The sequence below is a fragment of the Arthrobacter sp. zg.Y820 genome, from assembly GCF_030125555.1.
Classification (GTDB): domain Bacteria; phylum Actinomycetota; class Actinomycetes; order Actinomycetales; family Micrococcaceae; genus Arthrobacter_B.
The window spans coordinates 536,615-563,403 of record NZ_JASKLX010000001.1; the positions used below are offsets into that span (position 1 = coordinate 536,615).

The following is a 26,789-nucleotide window of genomic DNA, read 5'->3' on the forward strand; positions in this document are numbered from 1 at the left end:
CTAGCGGCCGAAGAGCCGGCGGCGGGCCTTGGGCTCACGCTCCTGGAAGAACCTGCTGCTCTGCGGAAGCCAGAGCAGCAGCACGCACAGCAGCAGCACCGAGCCGACGGCGATCAGCGCCGGGCCGCGGAAGAGCAGCGGAATCCCCACGATCACTCCCACGGTGGTGAGGGTCTCCCGGGCGCTGCGTTTGCCGGCGCGGAGGCGGAAGACGCAGAAGCCGATAACCAGCGATACCGCCAGGACCACCAGCCCCAGCACTGTCAGCCCGGCGCCGTCGCGGTGCTGGGTGCCGGCGGAAACGATGAACGAAACACCGGCCACGGCCACCAGGGCGGCGGCGGCGAACCAGGCTGCCGAGGCGGCCCGGATGATGCCGGGCAGCGGGGTGCGGGGAACGTTCCGGGCGCTGCCCGCAGGCCGGCGTCGTGCAGCTCCCGTCACGGGCGGCCAGCCACCACGGGGGTGCGGGTTTCGGTGTCGTAGCGGTAAACCTCCCGGCCGCCGATCCACACCGTCAGGGCCCGCTGCATGACATCGAGCGGATCCCCGCTCCAGAGCACGACGTCGGCATCCTTGCCCGCCTCCAGGGACCCGATGCGGTCCGCCAATCCCAGGACTTTGGCCGGGTTAATGGTGACGGAACGCAGCGCGGTTTCCCGGTCCAGTCCTTCCTTCATGGCCAGGGCCGCCTGATAGATCAGGAAGTTGATCGGAACCACGGGGTGGTCGGTGATGATGGAGATTTCCACGCCGGCCTCGGCCAGCTTCGCGGGGTTTTCCATGCTGCGCCGGCGCAGCTCCACCTTGGAGCGGGTGGTGAAAAGCGGTCCGATCAGGACCGGCACGCCGCGCTCGGCCAGCACATCGGCCAGGAGGTGGGCTTCGGTGCCGTGGTCCAGGACCAGGTCGTAGCCGAACTCGTCAGCCAGCCGCAGGGCGGTGCCGATGTCGTCGGCACGGTGGGCGTGCTGGCGCCACGGGATTTCCCGGCGCAGCACCATGGCGAGGGCATCCATCTGGGGGTCGCGGGCGTCGTCGTCGTTCTTGCCCAGGTAATTCTGCGCGTCCATGAACGCCTTGCGGATGACCAGCGCCGTGCCCAGACGGGTGGAAGGGGTCTGCTTCTTGTCGCTGTAAATCCGTTTGGGGTTCTCGCCGAGGGCCGACTTCAGGCCGCTGGGGGAGCGGAGGACCATTTCCTCCACATAGCGGCCGTGCGTGTGCAGGGCCACGGCCAGCCCGCCGATGGGATTGCCGGAGCCGGGATTGATGTTCACCGCCGTGACTCCGCCGGCCAGGGCGTCATCGAAACCCAGATCGTCCGGGTTCACCGCGTCAAGGGCACGCACCCCGGCCATCACCGGATCGGTCATTTCGTTGGTGTCGTTTCCGGCCCAGCCTTCACCCTCCTCGTGCACGCCCAGATGGGTGTGGGCGTCCACCAGGCCGGGCAGCAGCCACTTGCCCCCGGCATCAAGCACCTGCGCGCCCTCCGGGACCCGGACGTCGGGGCCGAGGTCCAGGATCTTGCCGTCCGCGACCAGGAGCGTGCCGGTGAACGGCGGCGCGGTGACGGGAACAACATGGGCGTTGACGATGGCCATAACCGGTGCGGGCATGAGCAACCTTCCGTTCTCTGATCGAGTCCGCCCAGCCTATCCTGCGCCCTGACAGTCCGCAGATGGACGCCCCCGCCGGTAGACTTGCGAACGTTAATATCTAGGCTGGCTGTAGTGCAGGGAGAATCATGGGCCTGAAGACCCGATCCGGGATGGTCCGGCTGGCAGCAACTCTGGCAGCGCTCCTCGCGGCGGCAGCGATGATCACCGCCGCGTTCGTTATTTCACCCCGGCACGGCCTGGATTTCAGCGTTTACCTCTCCGGCGGACAGAGCGTGCTCGACGCCGGCGGAGAGCTTTACACAAAGCAGCTGCAGTACCGCGAGGGCAGCAGCCTGCTGTTCACCTATCCGCCGTTTTCGGCCCTCATGTTCGCCGTGCTGGCGCCCTTCGGACAAAGCCTCGGGTTGAACATCTTCACCGGCATTTCGCTGCTGATTGCCGCCGCCGCGTCAGTGCTGGGCGTGCGCTACGCTTTCCGGCAGCCCAGCGTGCGCGCGGTGCTGAAGCATCCCTGGCTGCGCCCGCTGGCGCTGGCGGGCTTCGGCTTCGTGGTGCTGCTGGGCCCCTGGCGCGAGACCATGGCGTTTGGCCAGATCAACATTCTGCTCTTTGGCCTGATCATGGCGGACTTCCTGATCCGGCGCGACAGCTGGCCACGGGGCCTGCTCACCGGCGTTGCCGCAGGCCTGAAGCTCACGCCGCTGGTCTTCGGCCTGTACTTCCTGGCCCGCGGGGACTGGCGCGGCCTGCGCAACATGGCCTTCGGCTTCCTGGCGACCTTCGGACTGGGTTTCCTGATCCTGCCGCGGGAATCACGCACCTTCTGGGTTGATCTGCTGCCTGACACCTCCCGCATCGGCGGCGCCGGCTACGTGGACAACCTGGGCCTCAAGGGCGCCATCCTGCACTTCGCCGGCCCCGACTTTCCCGTGGACCTGCCCTGGCTGCTGCTGTCCCTGCTGGCCGTGGCCGCCGCAGCGCTGATCATCATGCTGGCCGGCAACCGCGGCGACCGGTTCACCGCCGTCGCCGCCACAGCACTCCTCATGCTGCTCATCTCCCCGGTGTCCTGGTCCCACCACTGGGTCTGGGTGGCCCTCTTCATCCCCGTACTGGGACGCAACATCGCCGACCTCACGGCGAAGGGCACCGGGCAGCGCACCGCCGGCATCATTCTGCTGGCCTCGGCCTTCCCGATTTTCCTGCTCTCACCCAAGTCCATCGGCGGGCTGATGGGTGCTCAGAACCTGGATTCCCAGGTGGTGGCACCGTGGCTCATGGCCTCCAGCATCGGCGTCTTCTGGGGGATTGCAGTGATGGCCTGGTGGGCCGCGGTCCTGTGGCGGAACCGTCCGCCGCGCTGGTGGAAGCAGCCGGTCCAGCTGCGTGTCGAGCCGCCGCGGGTGAAGAACGTCCAGCCCTAAGCGACGTAGAATCCGGTCAGCGAAAAGACGACCGAAAAGGTGGACCGCAATGATCTACGTTTGGGGCGGGGCCTGGGCCCTCGGCATTTGGGCCCTGCTCAATAATTTCCGGCGTGGACGCGCAAATGTTCCGCCCTTATTGTGGTGGGCCGGACTGCCGTTCTGCCTCGTGGGCGGGATGATGCATGCGGTTTCGGGTTCACCGTACGCCGGTTTGGCAGCGGGCCTGCTCGCCGCCCTCCTGGTGCATTTGCCGGCCGCTGCGCGGAACAACAAAAAGATAGTCCGCAAGAAAGATGCTCCCTCTTACATCGGCCGGCAGGGAGTTGTCACGAGGCCGCTTTACAGCCTCGACAAGGGCAGGATCAACCTGGAGGGACGGGTCCGGATCGATTCTGACCGGAACGTCTATGCCATCACCGTGGGAACAACTGAGAAGGTGGAGATCCCCAAGGGCGGCCGGGTGCGGATTGTCGGCCACGACGGCGGTGACCGCCTCGTGGTCGAGCCGTTGGAAAACTTCGCCGCCGGTTATCTGCTGCATTGACCGGCCCGGATCGTAGGATGATCCGCATGAGCTCCGGAACCCTGCTGGCGGTCTGCCGCGTCCACGAACTTCTGCCCACCTCCGATTCCACGGGCGTCACTGCCATCGACAAGCGCCCGGCCGCCGGACCGGTTAAGGTGTACGGCCTCGGTTTGAGCGGGGATCTGCAGGCCAGCCGCAAACATCACGGCGGGGAGTCCAAGGCCGTCTACGCCTATTCGCAGGACGACGCCGACTATTGGGCGGCAGAGCTGGGCACGGAGATCATGCCCGGGCTGTTCGGGGAAAACCTGCGCATCGCGGGCATCCCGGTATCCGAAGCCGTGATCGGAGAGCGCTGGCAAATCGGGGCAACAACCCTGCTGGAGGTAACGTGCCCGCGGACGCCCTGCCGGAACTTCGCCGTCCGGATGCAGCAGCCCCGCTGGGTGGCCCGGTTTGCCGAGGCCGGCAGGGTGGGCACCTACCTGCGCGTCGTTCGGAACGGCACCATCAGTGCCGGGGACACCGTGTCCGTCATCCACCGCCCCAACCACGGGGTGACCTCAGGGGATGTTTTTCGCGGGGTGTCGGGCGAACAGGCCCGGCTGCTGGCCCGGGCAGAGGCCAACGGGGAGCTCAGGCTCTCGCCGGAACTGCAGAAAATACTGCGGAAACTGCACCGCCGCCAGGCCGCCGCAAATGCGTAAATCCGGCCCTCAAACCGCCAATTCACCACCCCTGTGCCCAAGCTCACCGTCCAGTATGGACGGGCGGGTCCCCGCATGCCGTACACTTGAAACATCCCCCACTCCGGTATTCCCTTATTGTCCTGCGGTTTCTGACCGCAAGTTACGTTGTGTTGGGGCTCGCGTTTTCGAATGCGGGCAGATTCATCTTTTGGGAGCGCCGGCAAAGAAATCGTCACACCGGCCCACGTCACAATCCAGTGAAATTGGCCTACAGCTGTGACGGAAAGTCCTGCCATGGGATTGCAATAGCGCCGGACTTACGTCCTGCGGCCGTCTCTGGCCGCGCGGTCCCAATGAATGAGGATTATTTCTTTTGCTTGACTCTGTAGAAAACACCGAAACCGCAGCAACCGCCGCTCCCGAAGCCGAAGAGAACCAGGTTCTCTTCACCGACTTCGGTCTGGACCCGCGCGTTCTGCAGGCACTGGTAGACGTAGGCTACGAAAAGCCTTCTCCCATCCAGGCAGCCACCATCCCCCTCCTGCTTGAAGGCCGCGACGTCGTCGGCCTGGCGCAGACCGGAACCGGCAAGACCGCCGCATTCGCGGTTCCCGCCCTGTCCCTGATGGCCGGCCTGCCCGCCACCAAGGACACCCAGATCCTCGTGCTGGCCCCGACCCGCGAACTGGCCCTTCAGTCCGCTGAAGCCTTCGCTTCCTACGCCAAGCACATCGACAACTTCACCGTCCTGCCGGTTTACGGCGGATCCGCCTACGGCCCCCAGTTGGCCGGCCTGCGCCGCGGCGCCCAGGTTGTTGTCGGTACCCCGGGTCGCGTCATCGACCACATCTCCAAGGGTTCCCTGGACCTGTCCAACCTTCAGTACCTGGTACTGGACGAGGCCGACGAAATGCTCCGCATGGGCTTCGCCGAAGATGTTGAGCAGATCCTCTCGACCACACCCGCCGACAAGCAGGTGGCACTGTTCTCCGCCACGATGCCCGGCGCGATCCGCAAGATCGCCAAGAAGTACCTGAACAACCCGGCCGAGGTCACGGTCAAGTCCAAGACGACCACCGGTGCGAACACCCGCCAGCGCTACGTGCAGGTCATGGGCCCGCACAAGCTGGACGCGATGACCCGCATCCTGGAAAGCGAAGACTACGACGGCGTCATCGCCTTCGTCCGCACCAAGATGGCAACCGAGGACCTGGCTGACAAGCTCAAGGCCCGCGGCTACCTGGCCGCAGCAATCAACGGTGACATCCCGCAGCAGCAGCGCGAGCGCACCGTCGAGGCCCTGCGCAGCGGCAAGATCGACATCCTGGTTGCCACCGACGTCGCCGCCCGCGGTCTTGACGTTGAGCGCATCAGCCACGTCATCAACTACGACATCCCGCATGACACGGAGTCCTACGTCCACCGCATCGGCCGCACCGGCCGTGCAGGACGCACCGGCGACGCGATCCTCTTCATGACCCCGCGTGAGAAGTACCTGCTGCGGGCCATCGAGAAGGCTACCCGCCAGCCGGTTGAGCACATGCAGCTTCCGAGCATCGACATCGTGAACAACAAGCGCCTCGCGAAGTTCTCCGAGCAGATCACCGAAACCCTGGCATCCGAGGATGTCTCGGTCTTCCGCGATCTGGTCACGACCTACCTGGCCGACCACGACGTCACTCCCGAGGAAGTTGCCGCTGCACTGGCCGTCATGGCCCAGGGCGGCCGCCCGCTGCTGATGGAAGAAATTCCGCAGGCTCCGGCCCGCCAGCGCGAGCGTTCCGAAGGCCGCGGCGACGCGACCGGCTCCCGCGGCCCGACACGCCCGCTGACCGAAGGCAATGCAACGTACCGCATCGCCGTCGGCCGCCGCCAGCGCGTTATGCCCGGCTCCATCGTTGGCGCCATTGCCAACGAAGGCGGACTCTCCTCCGCACAGATCGGCGGCATCGACATCCGCGCCGACCACACGCTCGTTGAACTCCCGGCTGACCTCAGCCAGGATCAGCTGCGCGCCCTGTCCCGCACCCGGATCGGCGGCGAGCTGATCCACCTCGAGCTGGACAACGGCCGCAAGCCGTCCCGCGAACGCGAAAGCGGCGGCTTCAACGACCGCGGCGACCGCGGCGGCTTCAAGAAGGATTTCAAGAAGCGCGACGGCGAGCGTTCCTTCGGTGACCGCAGTGCCAGCGACCGCGGCAGCGACCGTGGCGGCTTCAAGAAGCGCGAAGGCGACCGCGGCGGCTTCAAGCCTGCCGGTACCCGCCAGCCGCGTTTCCGCGACTAAGCAGCACGCTCGGCAGCGGAGCGCCTGCACACTGCAGGCGCAGCCGCTCTGACGTAAGGCAAAAGGAAGGGCGCCTCCGGATTTTTCCGGAGGCGCCCTTCCTTTTGTGCTGGTGCCGGCCCTTTGTCTCGGTGCGGGTGGCGGCCCTTTGTCTCGGTGCGGGCTTGTTGCGCTGGCGCGGGCGGTCAGCCGACGAGGGCGCGCTGGCTTTCGAGCCGCAGCTCCAGGTCATTCATCACGATGGCGGCCAGGTCCTCGAGGGTCAGGACGTCGTCGTCGGTGAAGTCCCGCGGCGTACGGTCCAGGATGCACAGCGTTCCCAGGTTGTAACCGTCGCGGGTGGAGAGCGGGACCCCGGCGTAGAACTGGAGGCCGAACTCGCCGGCGACCAGGGGATTGGCCAGTGTCCGTGGATCCGCCCGGGCGTCGGAGACCACCCAGGCATCATCCTGCAGAATGGCGGAGGCGCAGAGTCCCGGATCCCTGCCGATCTGCTGGGCGTCGGTGCCGTGGTGGGACTTGAACCAGATCCGGTCGGTGTCCACCACGCTCACGATGGCCACCGGCACGGAGAACAGCCGCGAGGCCAGAGCCGTGATCCGGTCGAAGGCGCCGTCCGGCGGGGTATCCAGCAGGTTGTAGCGGCGGACCGCTTCCAGCCGTTCCGCTTCTTTTTCGGGGATCAGCGGCGGGCTCTGCCGGTGCCGGGCGCGCGGAGCCACGGCCAGTTCAAACAGTGCCAGCGAAGCATCATGGGCGGAAGGCCGCTCCTGCGGCTCCAGTGCCGTCATTTCACGCAGCAGCACCCGGAACCCCTCTTCGAGGGTGTCGGGGATGGCAGGGGGCCTCAGGAGGCGCGCCACGGCACTCTCCAGGGCCGGCCCGGGGTAGGCGGGCACGCCGGTGAGGCACTGCAGCAGGACCAGGCCGAGCGAATAGATGTCGGACGCCGTGCCCACAGCTTCGCCGCGGGCCTGCTCCGGGCTCATGTACGCCGCTGATCCGGTGAACGTGCCGCTCTGCGGCTGCGGACCGCGGGCGACCAGTGCCACGCCGAAATCCGTCAGCTTGGCCCGCAGCCGGGTGTCGTCCCCGCGGTAGTCGAACAGCATGATGTTGGCAGGCTTCACATCGCGGTGCACGACGTCGGCGTCGTGCATGTAATCAAGACCCACTGCCAGGTCGTAGCCCAACTGGGCCACCTGGCGTGCGGCCAACGGGCCGCCCTGGAGCCGCTCGCGCAGGGCGGGTCCCGCCACCAGTTCCATGACCAGGTACACCTGCTGGACGCCGGTGTCGCTGAGGTGGGTGCCTGCATCCAGCAGAGTGACCAGGCTGTGGTGGTTCAGGCGGGCCAGGATCTTGGCCTCGGCGTCGGTCTCACGCTGCTCGTCCGGAGTGGCGGCAACGGAGCGGGCCAGCTTGACCGCGACCTCGCGGTCAAGGAATTCGTCCCGGGCCCGGTACACGGTTCCCATCGCTCCGGCGCCGATCTTCTCGACCAGCCGGTAGCGCGCACCCAGCAGCGCACCCGCGGGGTGCTTTGGGGAATCAGTCACTGTACCTACTTTCTAGTTCCCTAAGCATACTGAGGATTCCGCGGGGTTTTTACCCGCCACGGGCGGCTGGGGTGGCTCTGGGAAAGGCCCCCTGAAGGGCTGGCGGAGGCCTGGAAGTGGGCGGCAACCGATGCCGGGCGGCGGCCCGAGCGGAGGCACCGGTGCGAGTGGAAGCCCTCCGGTTTGGCGTAAATCGACCGGTTTGTTAAATCCCTGCCACTGCGGACCGGCAGGGATTTACCAAAGTGGCAGGGAATCACCAAAGTGGCAGAGAATTACCAAAGTGGCAGCAGGTGCAGCGGGTGCGCTGGAGGGGTGGCGGGCGGCCCGGAAAGCGAGTGGCCGGACGGCCTTGCGGGGGCAGATTCCCCGCCTCCTCCGAAGTGGCCTGGATCACTTTGCTGGCGCGGTTTTTGCCCGATTTCACGTTCTCCAAAAGTGCTGGTAAAGTATTTACTCGTTGCCCCGATAGCTCAGTGGTAGAGCGCCATCTTGGTAAGATGGAGGTCCCGGGATCGATTCCCGGTCGGGGCTCTCAATGGGAGGGCCCGTGTTGCTAAGGCTGTTTGTTTTGCAGAGGCCAATTTAGGGACGCGGGCTTCACTCATTTTTTGGCGGTGTAGCTCAGTTGGTTAGAGCGCACGACTCATAATCGTGAGGTCGGGAGATCGAGCCTCCCCACCGCTACAGCCGGACCCCCGGAATCCTTGTGATTCCGGGGGTTTTTCTGTGCCCGGATGCGCAGCGGGTTCGCCCGTGTGCTGTCCGGCGCCGCAGCGCGGAAGGCGAATCCGGCGGGGGCCGAAGATCGGTGAACGATCACTACGCGGGTGCCGGAACCAAGCGGCGAAGTACCATGCGAAAACTTATCGTCCAGATCAAGCCCCCTCCGGAACGAAAGACGCAGACCCATGACTGAGTACACATCCGACGCCGATTCCGATTCCGATTACCCGGAGAACTGGCCCACTCGGCGAAGGCTGCGTGCGCACACCGAACACCAGAATGCGGGGCACGGCGGGTCGGCGGCTGAAACCTCCACATTCGCCGACCGGATTTTCAGCGGGGCGGACGAGAGGGCCGACGACGGCGGCAACTTTACGGGAGCCCTTCCCTCCGACGGCGGCCTTGCCGACGGTGACCTTGCCGCGTACCGCTTGGAGGGCGGGCTCGAGCTGGATCGACCGTCGATGCCTCCGCCGCTGCCCCCGGAACCGGTTTTCCAGTCGGTCGCTGCCGGTTCCGCTGCCGCCGCAACGCCCATCCGGGAAGCCCCGGAACCGCAGGACCATCCCGTTCAGTCTGCTGGTCTGGCCGAACCCGCCGCCCCGCCCACGCCCGAGCTGCCCGCCGCCCGTCCCGCTCCCGAACCCGCCCCCGCTGGAACGCCGGCAACCCGCGCCGAAGTGCGCGACCGTGCACCGGCCCGCCGCCGGGCCTCGTTCCTGGACACGCAGACCGCCCGGATTCCCGCCACCCGAGGCTTCCGCGGCGTTATAGCCAGCCTCGGCGTGCGGATATCACCCTCTGAGTCCGAGCTGGCGGAGCGCCGCGACATCCGGGCGGTCAGCCAGCACTGGCCCGGCCCGCGGACCATCTCCGTGGTCAACGGCAAGGGCGGTGCCAACAAAACGCCCACCACGGTGATGCTTGCGGCCGTGTTTGCCCGCAACGGCGGCGGCCCCGTGCTCGCCTGGGACAACAATGAAACCCGGGGAACCCTGGGCTGGCGCACCGAGCAGGGTCCGCACGACGCAACCGTCATGGACCTGCTGCCGAACACCGGCAACCTGCTGTCGCCGGCGGCCCAATCGGCGCTGCTGGCCCGCTTCGTGCACCACCAAACCGAGGACAAGTTTGACGTCCTGCGGTCGAAGCCCGACGTCCTGGCCTCCGAGCAGAAGATCACGATGGCGGACTTTGATGCCCTGCACGAGGTTGCCTCGAAGTACTTCCGGCTGAACATCATGGACTCCGGCAACGATGAAAGCGCCGAGCGCTGGCTGCGGATGATCCACCACACGGATCAGCTGGTGATCGCCACCACCACGGTGGATGAACATGCCGAGGCCGGCGCCCTGCTCCTCGAAGCCCTGCAGGAACGCGGCGGTGCGTTTGCGCAGCTGGCGGCCAACGCCGTCGTCATCGTCAGCCAGTCCAACCGCAACGGCACTGATGCCCAGATCCGCTCGGTGGCGCAGGGCTTTGAGCCGCTGGCCCGGGCCACCGTCACCATTCCCTACGACGCTGCGCTGCGGAAGGGGCAAATCCGGTACGGTTCGCTTCGCTCGGCGACGCAGCGGGCCTGGCTCACCGCCGCTGCGGCAGTGGCCGCGGGCCTGTCGGAAACAGGGCCCGTTAGCTGAACCGCCCGCGAAGATAGTCAGCTTGCTTATTGTCGGCGGTGTTTTCTAGGGTAGGGGCAGCGGAACCGCCAGGTTCGGCGAGGCGGTTCATTGAACGTTTCAGGCAACCGCCGGCCAAGCATCGAGGATAAACGGAGGCAACATGGCTGAGCATGATATTTCCGGCAAGAAGGTCGCTTTTCTCCTAACCGACGGGGTGGAACAGGTGGAGCTCACCAGCCCGTGGGAAGCCGTGAAGGCTGCCGGCGGAGAGCCCACACTGGTCTCCCTGTCCAGCGGCACCATCCAGGGTTTCGACGGCATCGACAAGGGGGAGACCTTCACCGTCGACCTGACCGTCGCGGACGCGGACGCCGCGGACTATGACGCGCTGGTGCTGCCCGGGGGAGTGGTCAATGCCGATTACCTGCGGGTGGACAAAGACGCCCAGGATTTTGCCCGCGCGTTCTTCGAGGCGCACAAGCCGGTGGCGTCAATCTGCCATGCCCCCTGGCTGCTGATCGAGGCCGGCGTGGTCCGGGGGCGCGACATGACGTCCTATCCGTCCCTGGCGACGGACCTGAAGAACGCCGGCGCCAACTGGAGCGACGAGGAAGTGGTGGTGGACCAGGGCCTGGTGACCAGCCGCAACCCCGGCGACCTGCCCGCCTTCAACGACAAACTGGTCGAGGAAATCGCCGAAGGCGAGCACGAAGGCCAGCACGCCTGACCCGTTGCAATCTCCGGCCGGAGATCGCGGCGACAGGCCGGGGCCGGTCCGCCGCGGCGGGATGAGACAGCGGGACAATGGGCGGGGAAGCTATTCCCCGCCCATTGTCCTGCTGCCAAATGTCCTGCCCGCCCGCTGAATACCTGGAGATCCGCTTCGATGACTGCTGCCGGCCGGTACCTGTGCACCGGAGTTTCCTGGGACGACGACGGCCCGTACCTGGCGCTGAGCACTCCCGAGGGAGCACGGGAGCGCCGGCGGCTCGACGCCGGCACCGCCCTGGCCTACCGGGTGCTGCCCGGGGACGGCGGAGCCCTGAAATACTGCCTCGGCTCCGTGAAGGTGCAGGACAGGCACACCCGGCTCCACGAACCCTGTCCGGGACACGCTCCGGCGGACCGCGGCTATCAGTGCGGGCCCTGCTTCGCCCGTGACGACTGGCGGCTGGTGCACAACAGCCACCGGTCAGGCATCGCGTCCCCGGGGCTGAAGCTGTACCTGGCCCAGCCGCACTGGCTCTATGTGGCGACCTTTGCCGACGGCACCACCAAGGTGGGCCCGGCCGCTGACGGGCACAAGCGCCTGCGCCTGACCGAGCAGGGCGCGGTGGCGGCGCGTTACGTTGCCCGCGCCGGGGACGGACGCGTGGTCCGCATCCTCGAAGATTTGGTCACGGCCGAAGCGGGGCTGGTCCAGGCGGTCCGTGCCGGCGCGAAGACCGCGGCACTGACCCGGCCGTTGGCGCCGGACCTTCTGGACGGAATCAATTCCCGCCACGCGGCGTCCGCGCGTCATCTGCTGCGCGGCTCCGGCATCGAAGGGTTCGCCGTCGCTGACGAGGCCTGGCAGCGCCCGGAGCAGGCGCAAACCGTGCTCGGCGCGGCCGGGGCGGCCCCGTACCCGCTGGATCCGGGCAGCGGTGAACACGGTCTGTCCATCGAGGCCATGCTGGGAGCCGCGGCGCTGGTGCGGGTGGAGGGCTCCGACACGCCATTCGTTGCGAATCTGGCCCGGCTCAAGGGCCGGCGCCTGCAGACCGGCCCCTACCGGACCCTTTTGCCGGCCCTGCAGACCGCGCTCTTCTGAGCAAGCCGGCGGCCCGGGCCCCGTTTCGCGGCGGGAGGTGCCGCGCCTGTATTCTGGGACCATGCTAAACACTCCCTGGGAGACCGGTTCCGCCCTGTACCGCAAACTGGTCGTCTCCGCGCTGGTGGTCTCGGGAGCCGGTGTGCTGATGGTCGTCGTCGGCGCCGTTAGCGAGTCTCAGCTGCTGATGTACATTGCCGCCCCGGTGATCGTGGTGGGCATGTGCCTGCACCTCACCGGCATGGTGGTTCGAGCCCGGGACGCCCGGCGCCGGATGAAGGGAACCAAATGAGCATTAATCCCGAGCTGCAGGGCCGCAGCTACCCTGCCAGCGAGCCGTATCAGGTGGGCCGCGAGAAGATCCGCGAATTCGCCCGCGCCGTTCAGGCCAGCCATGCCGCCCACTTTGACGTGGCCGAAGCCGAGCGCCTGGGTTATGCCGATCTGGTGGCCCCTCCCACGTTTGCCGTGATCGTGGCCCAGCGCGCCGACGCGCAGCTCATCTCAGACCCCGACGCCGGCATCGACTTCACCCGCGTGGTGCACGCCGACCAGCGCTTCACCCACCACCGGCCAATCGTCGCCGGCGACGAACTCATCGCTGAGCTTTCCGTGGATGCCGTCCGGGCCATGGGCGACGGCGCCCTGCTCACCACCCGCTCGGAGATCTCCACCACGGAGGGCGAAAAAGTCGCCACCGCCGTGTCATCAATCCTCGTCCGAGGAGAAGGGCAGTAACGCCGTGTCGATTGCATTGAGCGAACTCGCTCCCGGGCAGGAAATCGGTTCCGCCACGCTGGAGATTTCCCGCGCCGACCTGGTCCGCTACGCGGGAGCGTCCGGAGATTTCAACCCCATCCACTGGAACGAGCGCTTCGCCCGCAGCGTGGACCTGCCCGGCGTCATCGCCCACGGCATGTTCACCATGGGCGCCGCAGTGCAGCTGGTGACCGACTGGATCGGCGACCCCGGCGCCGTCATCGACTACCAGACCCGCTTCACCCGCCCCGTCCCCGTCGAGGACATTGAAGGGGAACCCGGCGCCGTCGTCGAGGTCACCGGCGTCATTGGCGCGCTCGACGCCGACAATTCCACCGCACGCGTGGACCTCACCGTCACCTACGACGGCAAGAAGGTCCTGGTCAAGGCACAGGCGGTTGTACGGATCTGGTGAGCGCACTGACCTCGGTACCCCTGGCCTCCCTGACCACCTCCCGCGTAGGCGGCCCGGCGCGCCGCTACATCAACGCGGAAACCGAAGACGAGCTGATCGGCGCGGTCCGCGCCGCCGACGAAGCGAAGGAACCGCTGCTGATCGTGGGCGGCGGCTCCAATTTGCTGATTTCCGACGCCGGTTTTGATGGTGCGGTGGTCCACGTCGCCACCCTCGGCCTGGACCTGAACGCCAACACCGATGGAACCGTGACGGTCCGGGCCCAGGCCGGACACCCCTGGGATGAGGTGGTGGCGCAAACGCTGCGCGAGGGCTGCTCCGGCCTGGAGGCACTCTCCGGCATTCCGGGACTGGCCGGCGCGACGCCGGTCCAGAACGTGGGCGCCTACGGCGCCGACGTCTCGCACAGCATCACCGGAGTCCGCGCCTGGGACCGGCAGGACCGCGCCATCGTCTCCTTCGGCAACGAGGACCTGCAGTTCGGCTACCGCGACTCGGTGCTCAAGCGCAGCACCGTCAACGGCTCGCCGCGCTATGTGGTCCTCACCGTCGACTTCGGGCTGACCCGCGGCATGGAGAGCGCCCCGGTGCGCTACGCCGAGCTGGCCCGCGCCCTGAACGTGCAGGTGGGCGAGCGTGCTCCCGCCGACGACGTGCGCCGCGAGGTCCTGCGCCTGCGTGCCGGCAAGGGCATGGTGCTCGACGCGTCGGATCCCGACACGTACAGCACCGGATCGTTCTTCACGAACCCGGTGGTGTCCGAGGAAGCGGCCGCTCATTTGCCGCCGGACGCGCCGCGCTATCCGGTGTCCCAGCCCGGCATGGTCAAGCTCAGCGCCGCCTGGCTGATTGACCGGTCCGGTTTTCCCAAGGGGTTCGGCCTGCCCTCCACCGGCCAGGGCACTGAACTGGCCGGCGGCCGCGCCTCGCTGTCCACCAAACACACGCTGGCCGTGACGAACCGCGGCAACGCCACCGCCGAAGACCTGCTGGCCGTGGCACGGGCCGTGGCCGACGGCGTGGAGGCCGCGTTCGGCATCCGGCTGCACCCCGAGCCGCTGCTGATCAACTGCAGCCTCTGACCGCCTAACGCGGCCCTCCGCGGGCCGGTCCGCGCCGCGCCCAGGCCGCCGCCGCCCGGGTGCTGTGGATGGCGGCGCGGTCCCGGCGGGGATCCAGCAGACGGCAGTTGCACAGCCACTGGATCAGCCGCGGCGTCAGGCTTATCTGGGTCCGGCGGTCCTGGAGATCCGGCAGCAGCCACTCCGGTTCCAGGAAGCCGCTGAGCAGGTAGGCGAGCACTTCCGCTCCGAACAGCCGGGCAAAGGCCGAGTCCGGATCCAGGGACCGCTCAAGGTCCAGCAGCTCGGCGTCTTCGGCGCAGAGAATCCGCTCGCCTTCCATTTCGAGGTAATCCCGCAGATGCGCCCCCACCCGCAGATACCGCACGCCCGTGGGTATCTGTTTGCCGATGCAGCTGGACGCGAAAAAACTGTCGAGGATGGAATCAATGGATTCCAGGGGTTGCTGGCCTGCCGGTTTCTGCTCCATGGGAACACCGTCCCACCTGCCACTGACACTGGGCGGAAGGGGTAGCCTCAAGCTCAACCGCCGGCGCAGTCCGCCGCCCCGGCACCGGCAGGAAGGACAGCAGATGGCGCGAGGGAGATGGCCGCTGGCCGTCTATCCGGCGGGTTTCCTGGTGGCCCTGGTCGCCCTGCGGACGGCTTTCCGGATGCTGGACGGCGGAGCCCCCTGGCCACTCGCCGCCCTGGTAGTGGCTGCGGGCGTGGCCCTGGTTCTCCTGCTGGTCCGCTTCGCGGGCCGGCGGAACCCTGAGCCCTAACCGAAAAACCCGGTGTTTTAGAGGTTGCCGGTGGCGATCTTGAGCATGCGCCGCAGCGGCTCGGCAGCGCCCCAGAGCAGCTGGTCACCGATGGTGAAGGCGCTGATGTACTCCGGGCCCATTTCCAGCTTGCGGATCCGGCCCACCGGAATGTCCAGGGTTCCGCTGACCGCCACCGGTGTCAGCTCCGCCATGGACGCTTCCTTGGTGTTGGGCACCACCTTGGCCCATTCGTTGTCGGCGTCGATGATGCGTTCAATCTCGGCGACGGACAGGTCCTCGGTGAGCTTGAGCGTCAGCGCCTGGGAGTGCGAGCGCATCGCGCCGATCCGGACGCACAGACCGTCGAACGGAATCCGCCCGTCGGTTTCCCGGCCCAGGATCTTGTTGGTCTCCGCGCCGGCCTTCCATTCTTCCTTGGACTGCCCGTTGCCCAGGTCAGCATCGATCCAAGGGATCACCGAACCCGCCAGCGGCACGCCGAACTGCGAGGCGTCCAGGTCCGGGTTCCGCTGCTGGGCCAGGACGGCCCGGTCGATGTCCAGGATGGCGGAGCCGGGATCGGCCAGATTGTCCGCCACGACGGAGTTCAGCGATCCGAACTGGTTGAGCAGTTCGCGCATGTGCCGGGCGCCTCCGCCCGAAGCCGCCTGGTAGGTCATGGAGGTGCCCCACTCCACCAGGCCGTTGCGGAACAGTCCGCCCAGTCCCATCAGCATGCAGGAGACAGTGCAGTTGCCGCCCACGAAGTTCTTCACGCCGCGCGCCAGGCCGGCGTCGATGACGTTCCGGTTCACCGGGTCCAGGACGATGATCGAATCCTGCTCCATCCGCAGCGTGGACGCAGCGTCAATCCAGAGCCCGTCCCAGCCGGCGTCGCGCAGTTTGGGGTAGACCTCGGAGGTGTAGCCCCCGCCCTGGGCGGTGACGATAATCGGCAGCTTGGCCAGCGTCTCGACGTCGTACGCGTCCTGAAGCTTTCCCGCACCGTCGGCGAAGGCCGGCGCGGCGCCTCCCGCGTTGGAGGTGGAGAAGAACACGGGGTTGATCAGGTCAAAGTCGCCCTCGTCCTGCATGCGCTGCATGAGGACGGAACCGACCATGCCCCGCCAGCCGATGAAGCCCGCGGTGGGAACTGAGGTAGCTGCGAAAGTCATGCTTCCCAGTTTAGGGCAGTTCGGCTTGCCCGTCCTGATCGGTGACGGTGTCGGACGTCCGGGCGCGGACCCACAAGGCAATCCGGTACGCGGTGCCGTTGGCGGCGGCAAACCATCCCCGGGCCGGGCTCACGGCGGTGAACGTCCAGTCCGGTCCCAGCCCCGGCGCATAAGTGTCGCCCTCGATGCTGGCATCGATGACCGTTACCACCGCGGCGTCGGCGAGCGGCACAGCCGATTCCCAGAGCCGGGCGCCGCCGATGATCCAGATTTCCCCGCTGCCCGGACTGCGGCGAGCGGTGTCCAGCGCCTGCTCCAGCGAGGGAACGACGACGGCGCCGGACGGCGCGATCTCCGCAGCCAGCGTGTCGCTGGAGCTGACCACGATATTGGTGCGGCCGGGCAGCGGGCGGAAGGCGGGCGGGAAGGATTCCCAGGTCCGCCGCCCCATGATGACCGGATGTCCCGCAGTGGTGGCCTTGAAGTGCGCCAGGTCTTCGGGAAGGTGCCACGGCATGCCGCCGTCGCGGCCAATCACCCCGTCGATCGTCTGGGCCCAGATCAGGCCGATCAGCGGATCCCGGGTATCCGCGGGCACATGCTCCGCCAGCGCCGAACTCAGGTCCTGCCCCTCGGGGGAAGCCTCTGCGCCGCCGGCGGGAAAGTAGCGGATGCCGCCGGTGGAATTACTCAAGCTGCTCAAGTTACTCAAGGGAGCGCGCCTCTCAGACTGCAATCGGAGCTTTGATGCCGGGATGGTGCCGGTAGTCCAGGACCTCGAAGTCCTCCAGGGCGTAGCCGAAAATCGAGTCCGGCTTCCGCGCCAGGCGCAGCTGCGGATAGGGGAAGGGCTCGCGGCTGAGCTGTTCCCGGACCTGGTCCACGTGATTGTCATAGATGTGGACATCCCCGCCGGTCCAGACGAACTCTCCCGGCTCCAGGCCGGTCTGCTGCGCGACCATGAGGGTCAGCAGCGCGTAAGAGGCAATGTTGAACGGCACCCCGAGGAACAGGTCGGCGGAGCGCTGGTACAGCTGGCAGGAGAGCTTCCCGTCGGCCACGTAGAACTGGAACAGGGCGTGGCACGGCGGCAGGGCCATGTTGTCCACCTCGGCCGGGTTCCAGGCGGTGACGATGTGGCGGCGGGAATCGGGATTGGTCCGGATGCTCTCGACCACCTTGGCGATCTGGTCGATGGAGCCCCCGTCCGGCGTCGGCCACGAGCGCCACTGGACGCCGTAGACCGGGCCCAGCTCGCCGTCGTCGTCCGCCCATTCGTTCCAGATCTTCACGCCGCGCTCCTGCAGCCAGCGGACATTGGAGTCCCCGCGCAGGAACCACAGCAGCTCAAGGGCCACCGACTTGAAGTGCACCCGCTTGGTGGTGATCAGCGGAAAGGAATCCTGCAGGTCAAAGCGCATCTGGCGGCCGAAAACGCTGCGGGTGCCGGTGCCGGTGCGGTCGGATTTCTGCGTCCCGTGGTCCATGACGTCGCGGAGCAGGTCTTCATACGGGGTAGGAATAGTCACTGCATCAGTCTAGTTCGTCTGTGCACTTGGCTGTTTGCCGCCCGTCCTCGCTGGCTTCTGAGGGTTAGAGCGCGCCGCCGGCGGCTGCGGGTGCCGCGGCGTCGTGCCGGCCGCTGTCGCCGATCTGCTCGCGGGCCATGAAGTTCTCCAAGTCGAAGAGGTTCTCGGCCCGCTTGGCAACCGTCAGCAGCGTCGACATGGAGGCAACTTCCTCCACCTGTTCCTTGAGGAACCACAGCATGAACTGCTCGCCGAGGGCATCACCTTCGGCGCGCGCCGCGGCAAAGAGCGCCTCGATCTGCCGGGTCACCTGCTTTTCCTGTTCCAGGGCCAGGCTTATGGGTTCCACCACGGTGGAAAAGTCGTTGCGCACCGCTGCGATGCCGGGAATGCGAACGGGAAGGTCCCGGTCCACCATGTACTGCACCAGCATCATGGCGTGGTTGCGTTCCTCCACCGACTGGGCGTAGAAGTGCCGGGCCAGCTGCGGGAGGTCTTCACCGTCAAAGAACACTGCCATCGCAACGTACTGCTGGGAGGCGTTGAATTCGTGGCCGATCTGGGCTTCGAGGAGTTCCGTGAATGTGCTCATGGCCCCACCCTAGGCCGCCGGGTGCACCGAAAAAAGCACGGATAGGCTTGGCTCGCCTGGGGCGGGCCAAGCCTATCCGGATCGGGCCCCAGCTAGTCGTCGAAGGCCCGGAAGCGTTCCAGCGAGACGATTCTTCCCTCGTCGGTTGCGCTGACCTGGCAGATCACGGCTTCACCCGGCGCCAGGAACGGGTCCTTGGACGGCAGCCCAATGGACAGGCCGGTGGGCATGTGCCGGGACAGGACCTCGAAGGTCAGGGGAAGCACCGGCCGGTGGGTGCACAGCACCACCGGCTTGCCCTTGTCGAACAGCGCCTCCACCGCGTTCCGTGCCTTCCCCGGCTTGCGCTTGGCGCTGCGCTCGGTGATGGCATCCACGGTCTTGAACTTCACTGACCTTGCCTTCACATACGGACGCACCGTCTGCACGCAGCGGACCCAGGGACTGGACACCACGCGGTCCGGGAGCCACGCGGCCAGCAGCCGCGACACGGCCTGTGCCTGGCGCAGCCCGGTTGCCGCCAGCGGCCGGTCGCCTTCGGCCCGGGTCCAGGAGGAGCGCGGCTTCGCCTTGGCATGCCGGACAACAATCAGCGGCCAGGTCCGGAGCCTGCCCTCGGCATGGGCCTCTTCCAGGGCATGCAGCGGCAGCCTGTCGGAGGGATTGGTCAGCTCGGCGTGCGCTTCCTCCGGACTGCACCAGCGGACGCCGTCCACTTCCTTGCCGTCCGGAACCGGTTTGCCGTCCTGGATCCGAGCGGCCCAGTAATGGACAATCTTCATGCCCGACGCCACCGGATACACAGGGGCCGGCAGGGGAATGCCCAGCCGGATCCGGATCCCGGCTTCCTCCCGGACCTCCCGCACCGCACATTCGGGAGTGGTTTCCCCGTCGTCCAGCTTTCCTTTGGGCCAGGACCAGTCCTTGTACCGGGGGCGGTGAATCATGAGGACCTCGAGCCGGCCGTCCCGGGTGCGCCAACACAGGGCGCCGGCGGCCACCACTCGAATGGCCTCCGCCGCGGTGCCGCCCTCGCCCGGCGTTTTCTCGCCGTCGGGCCAGCCGCCGGCACCCGAAGGCCGGGTCCGTTCGCCCTGGGGCTGAATCAGCTCGTCCGCCGAGGTTCCGGGTTCAGTGGACATGACCATCAACGGCGGGCGGCGGCGCGCTGGCGGGACCGGGAAGCCAGCAGCCAGGACTGCACGTCCTGGAGCGGTTCCCCCTCCTCGTTCTTATGGTGCCGGGTCCAGATGCCGTCCTTCTCGAGGTGCCAGCTCGCCGTCCCGGGGTCCATGTAGCGGTCCATGAGGGAGATGAGGTCAGCGACGTCCTCCCGTGAGGCCAGCTGCACCAGGGCTTCCACCCGGCGGTCCAGGTTGCGGTGCATCATGTCGGCCGAACCGATGAACACCACCGGATCCCCGGCATTGGCGAACGCGAAGACCCGGGAGTGCTCGAGGAAGCGGCCCAGCACGGAACGGACGGTGATGTTCTCGCTCAGTCCCGGAACACCCGGCCGCACCGAGCAGATGCCGCGCACGATCACGTCCACCCGGACGCCGGCCTGCGAGGCCCGGTACAGGGAGTCGATGATCGCCTCATCCACCATCGAATTGACCTTGATGATCACGCGTGCGGCCAGCCCGGCTTTTTTGTTGGCAATTTCCCGCTCAATGCGGTCGATCAGGCCTGACCGGACCGACCGGGGAGCCACCAGCAGGCGCTTGAACGTTGACTTCGGGGCGTAGCCGGAGAGCTGGTTGAAGAGTTTTGTCAGGTCCTCGCCCACCTGTTCGTTGGACGTCAGCAGCCCGAGGTCCTCGTAGTACCGGGCGGTGCGCGGATGGTAGTTGCCGGTGCCGATGTGGCAGTAGCGCCGCAGCCCGTCCACTTCCTGGCGGACCACCAGGGAGAGCTTGCAGTGGGTTTTCAGGCCCACGATTCCGTACACCACATGGACGCCGGCCTGCTCCAGCTTGCGGGCCCAGGAAATGTTCGCCTGCTCGTCGAAGCGCGCCTTGATCTCCACCAGGGCCAGGACCTGCTTGCCTGATTCGGCGGCGTCAATCAGCGCGTCAACGATGGGGGAGTCCCCGGACGTGCGGTACAGGGTCTGCTTGATGGCCTGGACGCGCGGATCCGCGGCGGCCTGCTCCAGGAAGGCCTGAACCGAGGTGGAGAAGGAATCGTACGGGTGGTGCAGCAGGATGTCGCGGCGGCGCATGGCGGCGAACACATCGGCCGGCTTGGAGGTTTCGGATTCCTTCAGGTGCAGGCTGGTGTGCGGGACCTGCTTGGGATAGTGCAGGTCGGCGCGGTCAATCCGGCTGATGCCGGCCAGGCCGCGCAGATCCAGCGGAGCCGGCAGGGCATAAACTTCGTCCTCTTCGACGCCGAGTTCGCGCACCAGCAGTTCACGGATGCTGGGATTGATGTCGGTGGTGACCTCAAGCCGGACGGGCGGGCCGAACCGGCGGCGCAGCAGTTCCTTTTCGAGCGCCTGCAGGAGGTTCTCGGCGTCGTCCTCTTCCACCTCCAGGTCCTCGTTGCGGGTCACCCGGAAGGCGTGGTGTTCCATGACGTCCATGCCGGGGAAGAGCTGGTCCAGATGCTCGGCGATCACGTCTTCGAGCGGAATGAAGCGGGCCACCCGGCCCGCCACGTTGCCGGCCCGGGGGCCGTCCACGGAGATCAGGCGCGGCAGCTGGTCCGGCACCTTCACGCGGGCGAAGAATTCCTTGCCGCTGACGGGATTGCGGACGACGACGGCCAGGTTCAGCGACAGCCCGGAAATGTAGGGGAAGGGATGCGCCGGATCCACGGCCAGCGGCGTGAGGATCGGAAAGACCTTGGAGGCGAACTGGCGGTGCAGGTACGCCTTGGACGTGTCGTCGAGCTCGTCCCAGCCCACCAGGAAGATCTGTTCCTCGGCCAGGGCGGGCCGGATCTGCCGCGAAAAGACCTCGGCGTGGCGCTGCTGCAGCCGGTAGCCGGCTTCGACAATGTGTTCCAGCTGTTCAATGGGACTCAGCCCGGCCGCCGAGGGGACGGCCAGGCCGGTGGCAATCCGGCGCTTCAGGCCGGCAACGCGGACCATGAAGAACTCGTCGAGGTTGGACGCGAAGATGGACAGGAAGCTGACCCGTTCCAGCAGGTACAGGTCCGGATCCTCGGCCAGCTCCAGGACCCGGGCGTTGAAGTGCAGCCAGCTGATCTCGCGGTCCAGGAAGCGTTCCGGACTGATGTCCCCCTCGGGCACCAGCGCCGGGCCGAAGTCGGGAATGTCTATCCGGTCCTCGGTGGCCCGGGGCGCAGACATGGACTCAGCCGACCCGAAAGTGTAATGCGGTTCGGCGGCGGTATCGGATCCCATGGTCTCTCCCTGCAGTACTGGCGGCGGTTCGGACCGTGCTCCCGGGGTTCCCCGGCGGACACAGCCGTCGAATCAACATTACAAGCTGTTCCGGCTCATCCGGCCGCGTACATCACGTCGGTGTCCCAGCGGACGAACCCCAGCCTCTTGTAGAGCGCCATGGCGGCTTCGTTGTCGGCATCCACGTAGAGCATGATTGCCTGCAGCCCGGCGTCCTGAAGATGCCGGATGCCCGCGACGGTCAGGGTCTTGCCCAGTCCCATGCCCTGGGCGGCGGGAACGACGCCGACCACGTACACCTCGCCGATCGGCGGATGGCCGCCCGCGCCGGGATGGACCTTGGTCCAGTGGAAGCCGAGGATCGCGCCGTCGTCATCGCGGACCGCCAGGAGGAAGCCTTCCGGATCGAACCAGTCTTCCGCCATCCGCGCCTGCAGGTCGGCGCGCGTCATGCCGCCCTGCTCGGGGTGGTGCGCAAATGCCGCAGCGTTGGCGGCGAGCCAGGCGTCTTCGTCGGTGCCCGGCCGGAAGGACCGCAGCGACACGCCGTCTGGCAGGTCGGCCGGGGGCAGGGCGGCAGCCTCGCCGCCGTGGGTCAGGCGCAGGCGCAGGAGCTCGCGCACGGGGCGGTAGCCGAAGCGCTGCGCGAGTTCGACGGCGGCTTCATGGTTGCCGTGCGACCACGCCTGGGGCGCGGGGAACGAGCCTTCGCCCACCTGTTCCTGCACCGCGGCTGCCAGGGCGGCGCCCACTCCCTTGCTCCGGTATGCGGGATGAACCACCAGCTCCAGGACGCCGGGTTCTCCGTCCCGTCCGCGGATCAGCACGGCGACGCCGGCCAGGGCCTTCGCGGCCGAGGCCGCCGGGGACTCGTCCTCGGCGACGGTGGCAAAAACCAACAGCGAGCCGGGATCCGTTTCGGCGGAACGAAGATCAACGAGTGTCTGCTCCGAGAGCGGTGGATTGCCGTCGGCGTCGTTGGCGGCGGAGGCGAGCTCACGGATCTGGGCCAGGAGTTCCGGATCGGGCGTTCCCTTGGTGAGGGTGACGGTCCAGGGCAATACTCGTTCGTCTCTCATTGAAGAAGCCTAACGCCCGGAGGCCGGCGGGCAACCCGGACGGCTCAAAGCGGCCGCGGCCCGTCCGGACCTCGGGTGTCGCGGGGGACGGGCATCGCGGGGACGGAGGGGTCAGGCGTCCTGGCTCGCTGCGGGTGCCGGGTCCTCGGCCAGGCGGGAGCGGGTGAACCGGTATCCGACGTTGCGGACGGTGCCGATGAGGTTCTCGTGGTCCGTGCCCAGCTTGGCGCGCAGCCGCCGCACGTGGACGTCCACGGTCCGGGTGCCGCCGTAATAGTCGTAGCCCCAGACCTCGTGCAGCAGCTGGTCACGGGTGAAAACCCTGCCGGGATGCTGCGCCAGGTACTTCAGGAGCTCGAATTCCTTGTAGGTCAGGTTGAGCGCCGTGCCGTTCACCCGTGCGGTGTAGCTGGCCTCGTCGATCACGACGCCGGAGGCGCGGATTTCGGTGCTGGCAGCCTCGGACGTGGAGTGGACCCGGGCCGCCATCAGCCGGAGCCGGGCTTCCAGCTCGGCGGGCCCGGCCGTGTCGAGGATGACGTCGTCGGCGAGCCAGTTCGCCGCCACGGCGGCCATTCCGCCCTCGGTCAGAATAAGGATCAGGGGAGTGTCGAGGCCGGTGGCCTTCAGCAGCTGGGTCAGGGACCGGGCACCGACCAGGTCCTTGCGGGCGTCAACCAGGACCACGTCGCTGGGATCGGTTTCCAGCAGCGCCGTGGGCTCGGCGGGAACAACCTGGACCTTGTGGTTCAACAGCCCGAGGGCAGGCAGGACATCCACTGAGGGGCCCGGACTGTTGGTCAGGAGCAGAATGTGCGACATGGATCCTCCGAAAGTTGGGCGCACATCGTTGGGCACAAGCTTGACCGCATCCGCAGGAGGCGAAGGTGTTGAAAGTATAACCATGCGGGAACGCCCGGCCTGTAGCTTTCTTCTGCGCGGCGTAATAAGGCAGGATGGCTTAAGTGAAACTTTGGAGCGTAGCGGTGCTTGCGGGAGCAGCCCTCATTGGCATCGTAGGTGCTTCGTACTGGTCGGTGGCGGCCGTTGCGGTGATGACCGGCCTTCTGGCAGTTGTCATGGGCATCGGCTGGCCGCACCTGCTGGATGTGCCGGCGAAAAAAACCCAGGGCGCCGTGCTGGCGCTGGCCGGCGCAGGGGCCTGCGCTGCGGCGTTTGTTGCCCCGGCTGCTGCCCTGCTGACCTGGCTGCCCGGAATCGCCGCCGTGGGCGTGGGCGCGATCTTCCTCATTCAGCTGCTGCGAGGCACCGGCCAGGCCCACCGGCTGGAATCGACCATCGGCAACATCGCCGGTGTGCTCCTGGCCGTGATGGGGTCCGGCTGGGTTGCAGCGGACCGGCTGGCCGGTACCGACGGCAGTCCGGCGGGCCTGACCATGGCGGCCGCCGGCATCGTGGCGGCCCTGGCCGCCAGCCTTATTCCAGTGCCGGACCGGATCGCAGCACCGCTGGGCGTCGCCGCGGGCGCCCTCGCCGGGGCGCTGGCCGGGGTCCTGCAGCCCGAGGCCGATGTTCCCGCGTTGTCAGCAGCCCTGATGGGTGCCGTGGGCGCCGCCGTGATCATGGCAGTGCGCCGGCTGGTCCTCTCCCGCGACATCACCACCCGCCGGGGCCGGCTCGCCCTGGCCCTGGCGCCGATTCTCGCGCTGGGCTCCGTGGTGTATTTCCTGGCCCGGCTCCTCGTACCCTGACCCCTGCCGGATTGCCGCGCGTTCCGGTTTCCCGGCACGGGGATGTCATGGGAGATGTCATGCGGGATGCCACCGGGATGTCATGGAAGGAAACGCCCGCGGCTGCGGGTTAGGATGTAGCTATGGATCCGCTCTTAGCCCTCGAAATCTTCTTTCTCGTTCTGCTCGGCATCACCGGCGTCGGCATGGCAGCATTCGCCGGCCTAGTCGTCAGCCGCCTGTATAAAGGGCAGAAGTAACCTCTCAGCAACCCGAAGGAACAGGTCAGCGCCATGCCCATGGAGATTCCCACCGATCTGACCCCTGAGCTCGTGCCGTTGTCCTGGCTGCTTGGCACCTGGGAAGGCTCCGGCCGGCTCGGGGAGGGCGAGGCAGACTCCGAGTACTTCTCGCAGCGTGTCACCTTCAGTCAGAACGGCCTGCCGTACCTGAAGTATGAGGCCGAAAGCTGGCTCACCGACGAGGAAGGCACCGTTCTGCGGCCACTCGCGGTCGAGACCGGCTTCTGGGCGCTGGACCGCCCGCTGAACGACGCCGACGGCGGCCCCGGGCTCACCCCCGCGGACATCGTCCCGGCCCTGCGCAGCGCCGACGAGGTTGAAAAACTCCGCAACGACACCGGCGGCTTCGACATCACGGCCACCATCGTCCATCCCGGCGGCATCGCTGAGCTGTACTACGGCCAAATCAAGGGCCCGCAGATCTCTCTGACCACCGACATGGTGATGCGCGGCGTGAATTCCAAGGAATACACAGCCGCCACGCGCATCTTCGGGCTGGTCAACGGGGACCTGTACTGGCGCTGGGACGTGGCCGAAGGCGGCAACGCCCTGACGGCCCATGCGTCCGCCATCCTCAAGAAAAACTCCTGAGACACCTTTTGCCCGGCGGAATAGCCGCACCCGCAAGGACGTTGCACCCGTTATGACTTATCGAAGCCCCCTCCTGTCCCGCCACGGTGCGGTGGAAGCCGGCGGCCTGGATGCCGGCGTCGCCGCACACTACGGCGACCCCCTGCGCGAACAGCGGGAACTGGCCCGCGGCAACGCCGTCGTCGACCTGTCCCACCGCGGAGTGGTCACCGTCAGCGGCCCGGACCGGCTGAGCTGGCTGAACACGCTCTCCTCGCAGCACGTCAGCAGCCTGCAGCCCGGAATGAGCTCGGAACTGTTGCTGCTGAGCGTCCAGGGACGGATCGAGCATGACGCCCGGATCCTCGACGACGGTGACACCGCCTGGCTGATCGTGGAAGCGGCGGAAGCTCCGGTCCTGTCCGCCTGGCTCGAACGGATGAAGTTCATGCTTCGGGTGGAAGTGGCGGATGCCAGCGCCGAGTGGGCCGTGGCAGCCTCGGTGGCACCGGTCCCGGCGTGGGAGCAGTACCTGTGCTGGACTGATCCTTGGCCGAACATCGGGCCCGGAGGCTTTGCCTATACCGGGGTGCCGGAGGATGCCCATCCCGGCCGCGACCGCCCCTGGCACGAGTACCTGATTCCTGCCGCCGAGCTGGAACAGGCCGTGGAGGCCTCCGGCCGCACGCTGGCCGGCACCATGGCTTCCGAGGCCCTGCGGATAGCCGCGTGGCGCCCGCGGCTCGGCGCCGAGACCGACGACAAGACGATTCCGCACGAGCTGGACCTGATCCGGACTGCGGTGCACCTGGCCAAGGGCTGCTACAAGGGCCAGGAGACCGTGGCCCGGGTGCACAACCTTGGCCACCCGCCGCGCCGCCTCGTGTTCCTGCAGCTGGACGGCTCCCAGCACACCCTGCCGGCGCCCGGCAGCGAAGTGCTGCTGGGGGAGCGGAAGGTGGGCACTGTGACCTCAGTGGCCCAGCACTATGAGATGGGCGCGGTGGCGTTGGCCGTGGTGAAGCGGTCAGCGGATCCTGCCGCCCCGCTGATGGTGAACGACGGCGGCGAGCCCTACGCCGCCGCACAGGAGATCATCGTGGCGCCCGACGCCGGGCAGGTCGTCGGCCGGGCCGGCGGCTTCCTTCGCCCGCCACGGGCATAGCCGCATCCAGCGGCAAAAGACGTCAGACCAACACACC

27 protein-coding genes and 2 tRNA genes are annotated in these 26,789 nt (G+C 67.3%); 17 read left to right on the plus strand and 12 right to left on the minus strand.

Translation table 11 applies throughout. The features are described 5' to 3' along the window. Positions 1–444: a hypothetical protein gene (locus tag QNN99_RS02490; RefSeq protein ID WP_229964831.1), complete on the minus strand. Its 444-nt coding sequence runs from the start codon at positions 442–444 to the stop codon at positions 1–3. After that, on the minus strand, positions 441–1,622 hold the full coding sequence (locus QNN99_RS02495) for an amidohydrolase (RefSeq protein WP_229964832.1): 1,182 nt from the start codon (positions 1,620–1,622) through the stop codon (positions 441–443). Before QNN99_RS02495 ends, QNN99_RS02490 begins: the two co-directional genes overlap by 4 nt. Positions 1,623–1,750: 128 nt before the next feature. Between QNN99_RS02495 and QNN99_RS02500 the strand changes: the two genes are divergently transcribed. The 4 genes from QNN99_RS02500 to QNN99_RS02515 all read left to right on the plus strand — a co-directional run bounded on the left by QNN99_RS02500 (position 1,751) and on the right by QNN99_RS02515 (position 6,554). Then, positions 1,751–3,049, plus strand: a complete 1,299-nt coding sequence (locus QNN99_RS02500) for a glycosyltransferase 87 family protein (protein WP_229964833.1) — start codon at positions 1,751–1,753, stop codon at positions 3,047–3,049. Positions 3,050–3,098: 49 nt separating this feature from the next. Then, entirely contained in the window at positions 3,099–3,596 is a 498-nt protein-coding gene (locus QNN99_RS02505) for an NfeD family protein (protein WP_229964834.1), read from the plus strand. A 26-nt stretch (positions 3,597–3,622) separates the two neighbouring features. Beyond that, positions 3,623–4,285, plus strand: a complete 663-nt coding sequence (locus QNN99_RS02510; protein WP_229964835.1) for an MOSC domain-containing protein — start codon at positions 3,623–3,625, stop codon at positions 4,283–4,285. Positions 4,286–4,640: 355 nt separating this feature from the next. After that, positions 4,641–6,554 (plus strand): DEAD/DEAH box helicase, encoded by a 1,914-nt coding sequence (locus QNN99_RS02515; protein ID WP_229964836.1) that lies wholly within the window; start codon positions 4,641–4,643, stop codon positions 6,552–6,554. 185 nt (positions 6,555–6,739) lie between these two features. Here QNN99_RS02515 and QNN99_RS02520 read toward each other — a convergent pair whose 3' ends face one another. Further along, complete coding sequence (locus QNN99_RS02520; protein WP_229964837.1) at positions 6,740–8,113, minus strand: protein kinase domain-containing protein; 1,374 nt, start codon at positions 8,111–8,113, stop codon at positions 6,740–6,742. A 462-nt stretch (positions 8,114–8,575) separates the two neighbouring features. Here QNN99_RS02520 and QNN99_RS02525 point away from each other — a divergent pair. From QNN99_RS02525 to QNN99_RS02565, 9 genes are all read left to right on the plus strand, one after another. Further along, positions 8,576–8,647: transfer RNA gene (locus QNN99_RS02525), tRNA-Thr, on the plus strand. Positions 8,648–8,726: 79 nt separating this feature from the next. Then, a tRNA-Met gene (locus QNN99_RS02530) sits at positions 8,727–8,800 on the plus strand. A 224-nt stretch (positions 8,801–9,024) separates the two neighbouring features. Next, positions 9,025–10,479: a MinD/ParA family ATP-binding protein gene (locus tag QNN99_RS02535; RefSeq protein ID WP_229964838.1), complete on the plus strand. Its 1,455-nt coding sequence runs from the start codon at positions 9,025–9,027 to the stop codon at positions 10,477–10,479. 142 nt (positions 10,480–10,621) lie between these two features. Next, positions 10,622–11,188, plus strand: coding sequence for a type 1 glutamine amidotransferase domain-containing protein (locus tag QNN99_RS02540; protein WP_229964839.1), 567 nt, complete (start codon positions 10,622–10,624; stop codon positions 11,186–11,188). A gap of 159 nt (positions 11,189–11,347) precedes the next feature. Next, positions 11,348–12,274, plus strand: coding sequence for a DUF2797 domain-containing protein (locus QNN99_RS02545; RefSeq protein WP_229964840.1), 927 nt, complete (start codon positions 11,348–11,350; stop codon positions 12,272–12,274). Between the two features lie 61 nt (positions 12,275–12,335). Further along, entirely contained in the window at positions 12,336–12,566 is a 231-nt protein-coding gene (locus tag QNN99_RS02550; RefSeq protein ID WP_229964841.1) for a hypothetical protein, read from the plus strand. Then, positions 12,563–13,012: an FAS1-like dehydratase domain-containing protein gene (locus tag QNN99_RS02555; protein WP_229964842.1), complete on the plus strand. Its 450-nt coding sequence runs from the start codon at positions 12,563–12,565 to the stop codon at positions 13,010–13,012. Before QNN99_RS02550 ends, QNN99_RS02555 begins: the two co-directional genes overlap by 4 nt. A gap of 4 nt (positions 13,013–13,016) precedes the next feature. Then, complete coding sequence (locus QNN99_RS02560; protein WP_229964843.1) at positions 13,017–13,448, plus strand: MaoC family dehydratase; 432 nt, start codon at positions 13,017–13,019, stop codon at positions 13,446–13,448. A 5-nt stretch (positions 13,449–13,453) separates the two neighbouring features. Then, positions 13,454–14,530, plus strand: a complete 1,077-nt coding sequence (locus QNN99_RS02565) for a UDP-N-acetylmuramate dehydrogenase (protein WP_229965053.1) — start codon at positions 13,454–13,456, stop codon at positions 14,528–14,530. 4 nt (positions 14,531–14,534) lie between these two features. Here the strand turns inward: QNN99_RS02565 and QNN99_RS02570 are convergent, their stop codons facing one another. After that, positions 14,535–14,999 carry a hypothetical protein gene (locus QNN99_RS02570; protein WP_229964844.1) on the minus strand — a complete coding sequence of 155 codons (465 nt, stop codon included), beginning with the start codon at positions 14,997–14,999 and terminating at the stop codon, positions 14,535–14,537. A 103-nt stretch (positions 15,000–15,102) separates the two neighbouring features. On the opposite strand from QNN99_RS02570, the gene QNN99_RS02575 reads away from it, so the two are divergent. Beyond that, positions 15,103–15,294, plus strand: coding sequence for a hypothetical protein (locus tag QNN99_RS02575; protein ID WP_229964845.1), 192 nt, complete (start codon positions 15,103–15,105; stop codon positions 15,292–15,294). Between the two features lie 17 nt (positions 15,295–15,311). Here QNN99_RS02575 and asd read toward each other — a convergent pair whose 3' ends face one another. The 8 genes from asd to QNN99_RS02615 form a co-directional block, all read right to left on the minus strand. Continuing rightward, positions 15,312–16,451, minus strand: a complete 1,140-nt coding sequence (asd, locus tag QNN99_RS02580; RefSeq protein WP_229964846.1) for an aspartate-semialdehyde dehydrogenase — start codon at positions 16,449–16,451, stop codon at positions 15,312–15,314. A 10-nt stretch (positions 16,452–16,461) separates the two neighbouring features. After that, positions 16,462–17,145 (minus strand): dihydrofolate reductase, encoded by a 684-nt coding sequence (locus QNN99_RS02585; RefSeq protein WP_442860464.1) that lies wholly within the window; start codon positions 17,143–17,145, stop codon positions 16,462–16,464. A gap of 31 nt (positions 17,146–17,176) precedes the next feature. Further along, positions 17,177–17,980 (minus strand): thymidylate synthase, encoded by an 804-nt coding sequence (locus QNN99_RS02590; RefSeq protein WP_284015512.1) that lies wholly within the window; start codon positions 17,978–17,980, stop codon positions 17,177–17,179. A gap of 64 nt (positions 17,981–18,044) precedes the next feature. Beyond that, a complete protein-coding gene (locus tag QNN99_RS02595) occupies positions 18,045–18,572 on the minus strand; it encodes a ferritin (protein ID WP_229964847.1) in 528 nt (175 codons plus the stop codon). A 92-nt stretch (positions 18,573–18,664) separates the two neighbouring features. Then, entirely contained in the window at positions 18,665–19,714 is a 1,050-nt protein-coding gene (locus QNN99_RS02600; RefSeq protein ID WP_229964848.1) for an NUDIX hydrolase, read from the minus strand. 5 nt (positions 19,715–19,719) lie between these two features. Next, on the minus strand, positions 19,720–21,945 hold the full coding sequence (locus tag QNN99_RS02605) for an RNA degradosome polyphosphate kinase (RefSeq protein WP_229964849.1): 2,226 nt from the start codon (positions 21,943–21,945) through the stop codon (positions 19,720–19,722). 95 nt (positions 21,946–22,040) lie between these two features. Next, positions 22,041–23,024, minus strand: a complete 984-nt coding sequence (gene mshD, locus QNN99_RS02610) for a mycothiol synthase (RefSeq protein ID WP_229964850.1) — start codon at positions 23,022–23,024, stop codon at positions 22,041–22,043. 111 nt (positions 23,025–23,135) lie between these two features. Continuing rightward, on the minus strand, positions 23,136–23,846 hold the full coding sequence (locus QNN99_RS02615; RefSeq protein ID WP_229964851.1) for a winged helix-turn-helix transcriptional regulator: 711 nt from the start codon (positions 23,844–23,846) through the stop codon (positions 23,136–23,138). Between the two features lie 143 nt (positions 23,847–23,989). Between QNN99_RS02615 and QNN99_RS02620 the strand changes: the two genes are divergently transcribed. The 3 genes from QNN99_RS02620 to ygfZ all read left to right on the plus strand — a co-directional run bounded on the left by QNN99_RS02620 (position 23,990) and on the right by ygfZ (position 26,752). Next, a complete protein-coding gene (locus QNN99_RS02620) occupies positions 23,990–24,736 on the plus strand; it encodes a hypothetical protein (protein WP_229964852.1) in 747 nt (248 codons plus the stop codon). A 272-nt stretch (positions 24,737–25,008) separates the two neighbouring features. Continuing rightward, positions 25,009–25,608 (plus strand): heme-binding beta-barrel domain-containing protein, encoded by a 600-nt coding sequence (locus QNN99_RS02625; RefSeq protein WP_229964853.1) that lies wholly within the window; start codon positions 25,009–25,011, stop codon positions 25,606–25,608. Positions 25,609–25,660: 52 nt separating this feature from the next. Continuing rightward, the gene (gene ygfZ / locus QNN99_RS02630) at positions 25,661–26,752 is read left to right on the plus strand and encodes a CAF17-like 4Fe-4S cluster assembly/insertion protein YgfZ (RefSeq protein ID WP_229964854.1); all 1,092 of its coding nucleotides are present in this window, start codon (positions 25,661–25,663) and stop codon (positions 26,750–26,752) included. Positions 26,753–26,789: the final 37 nt, after the last annotated feature.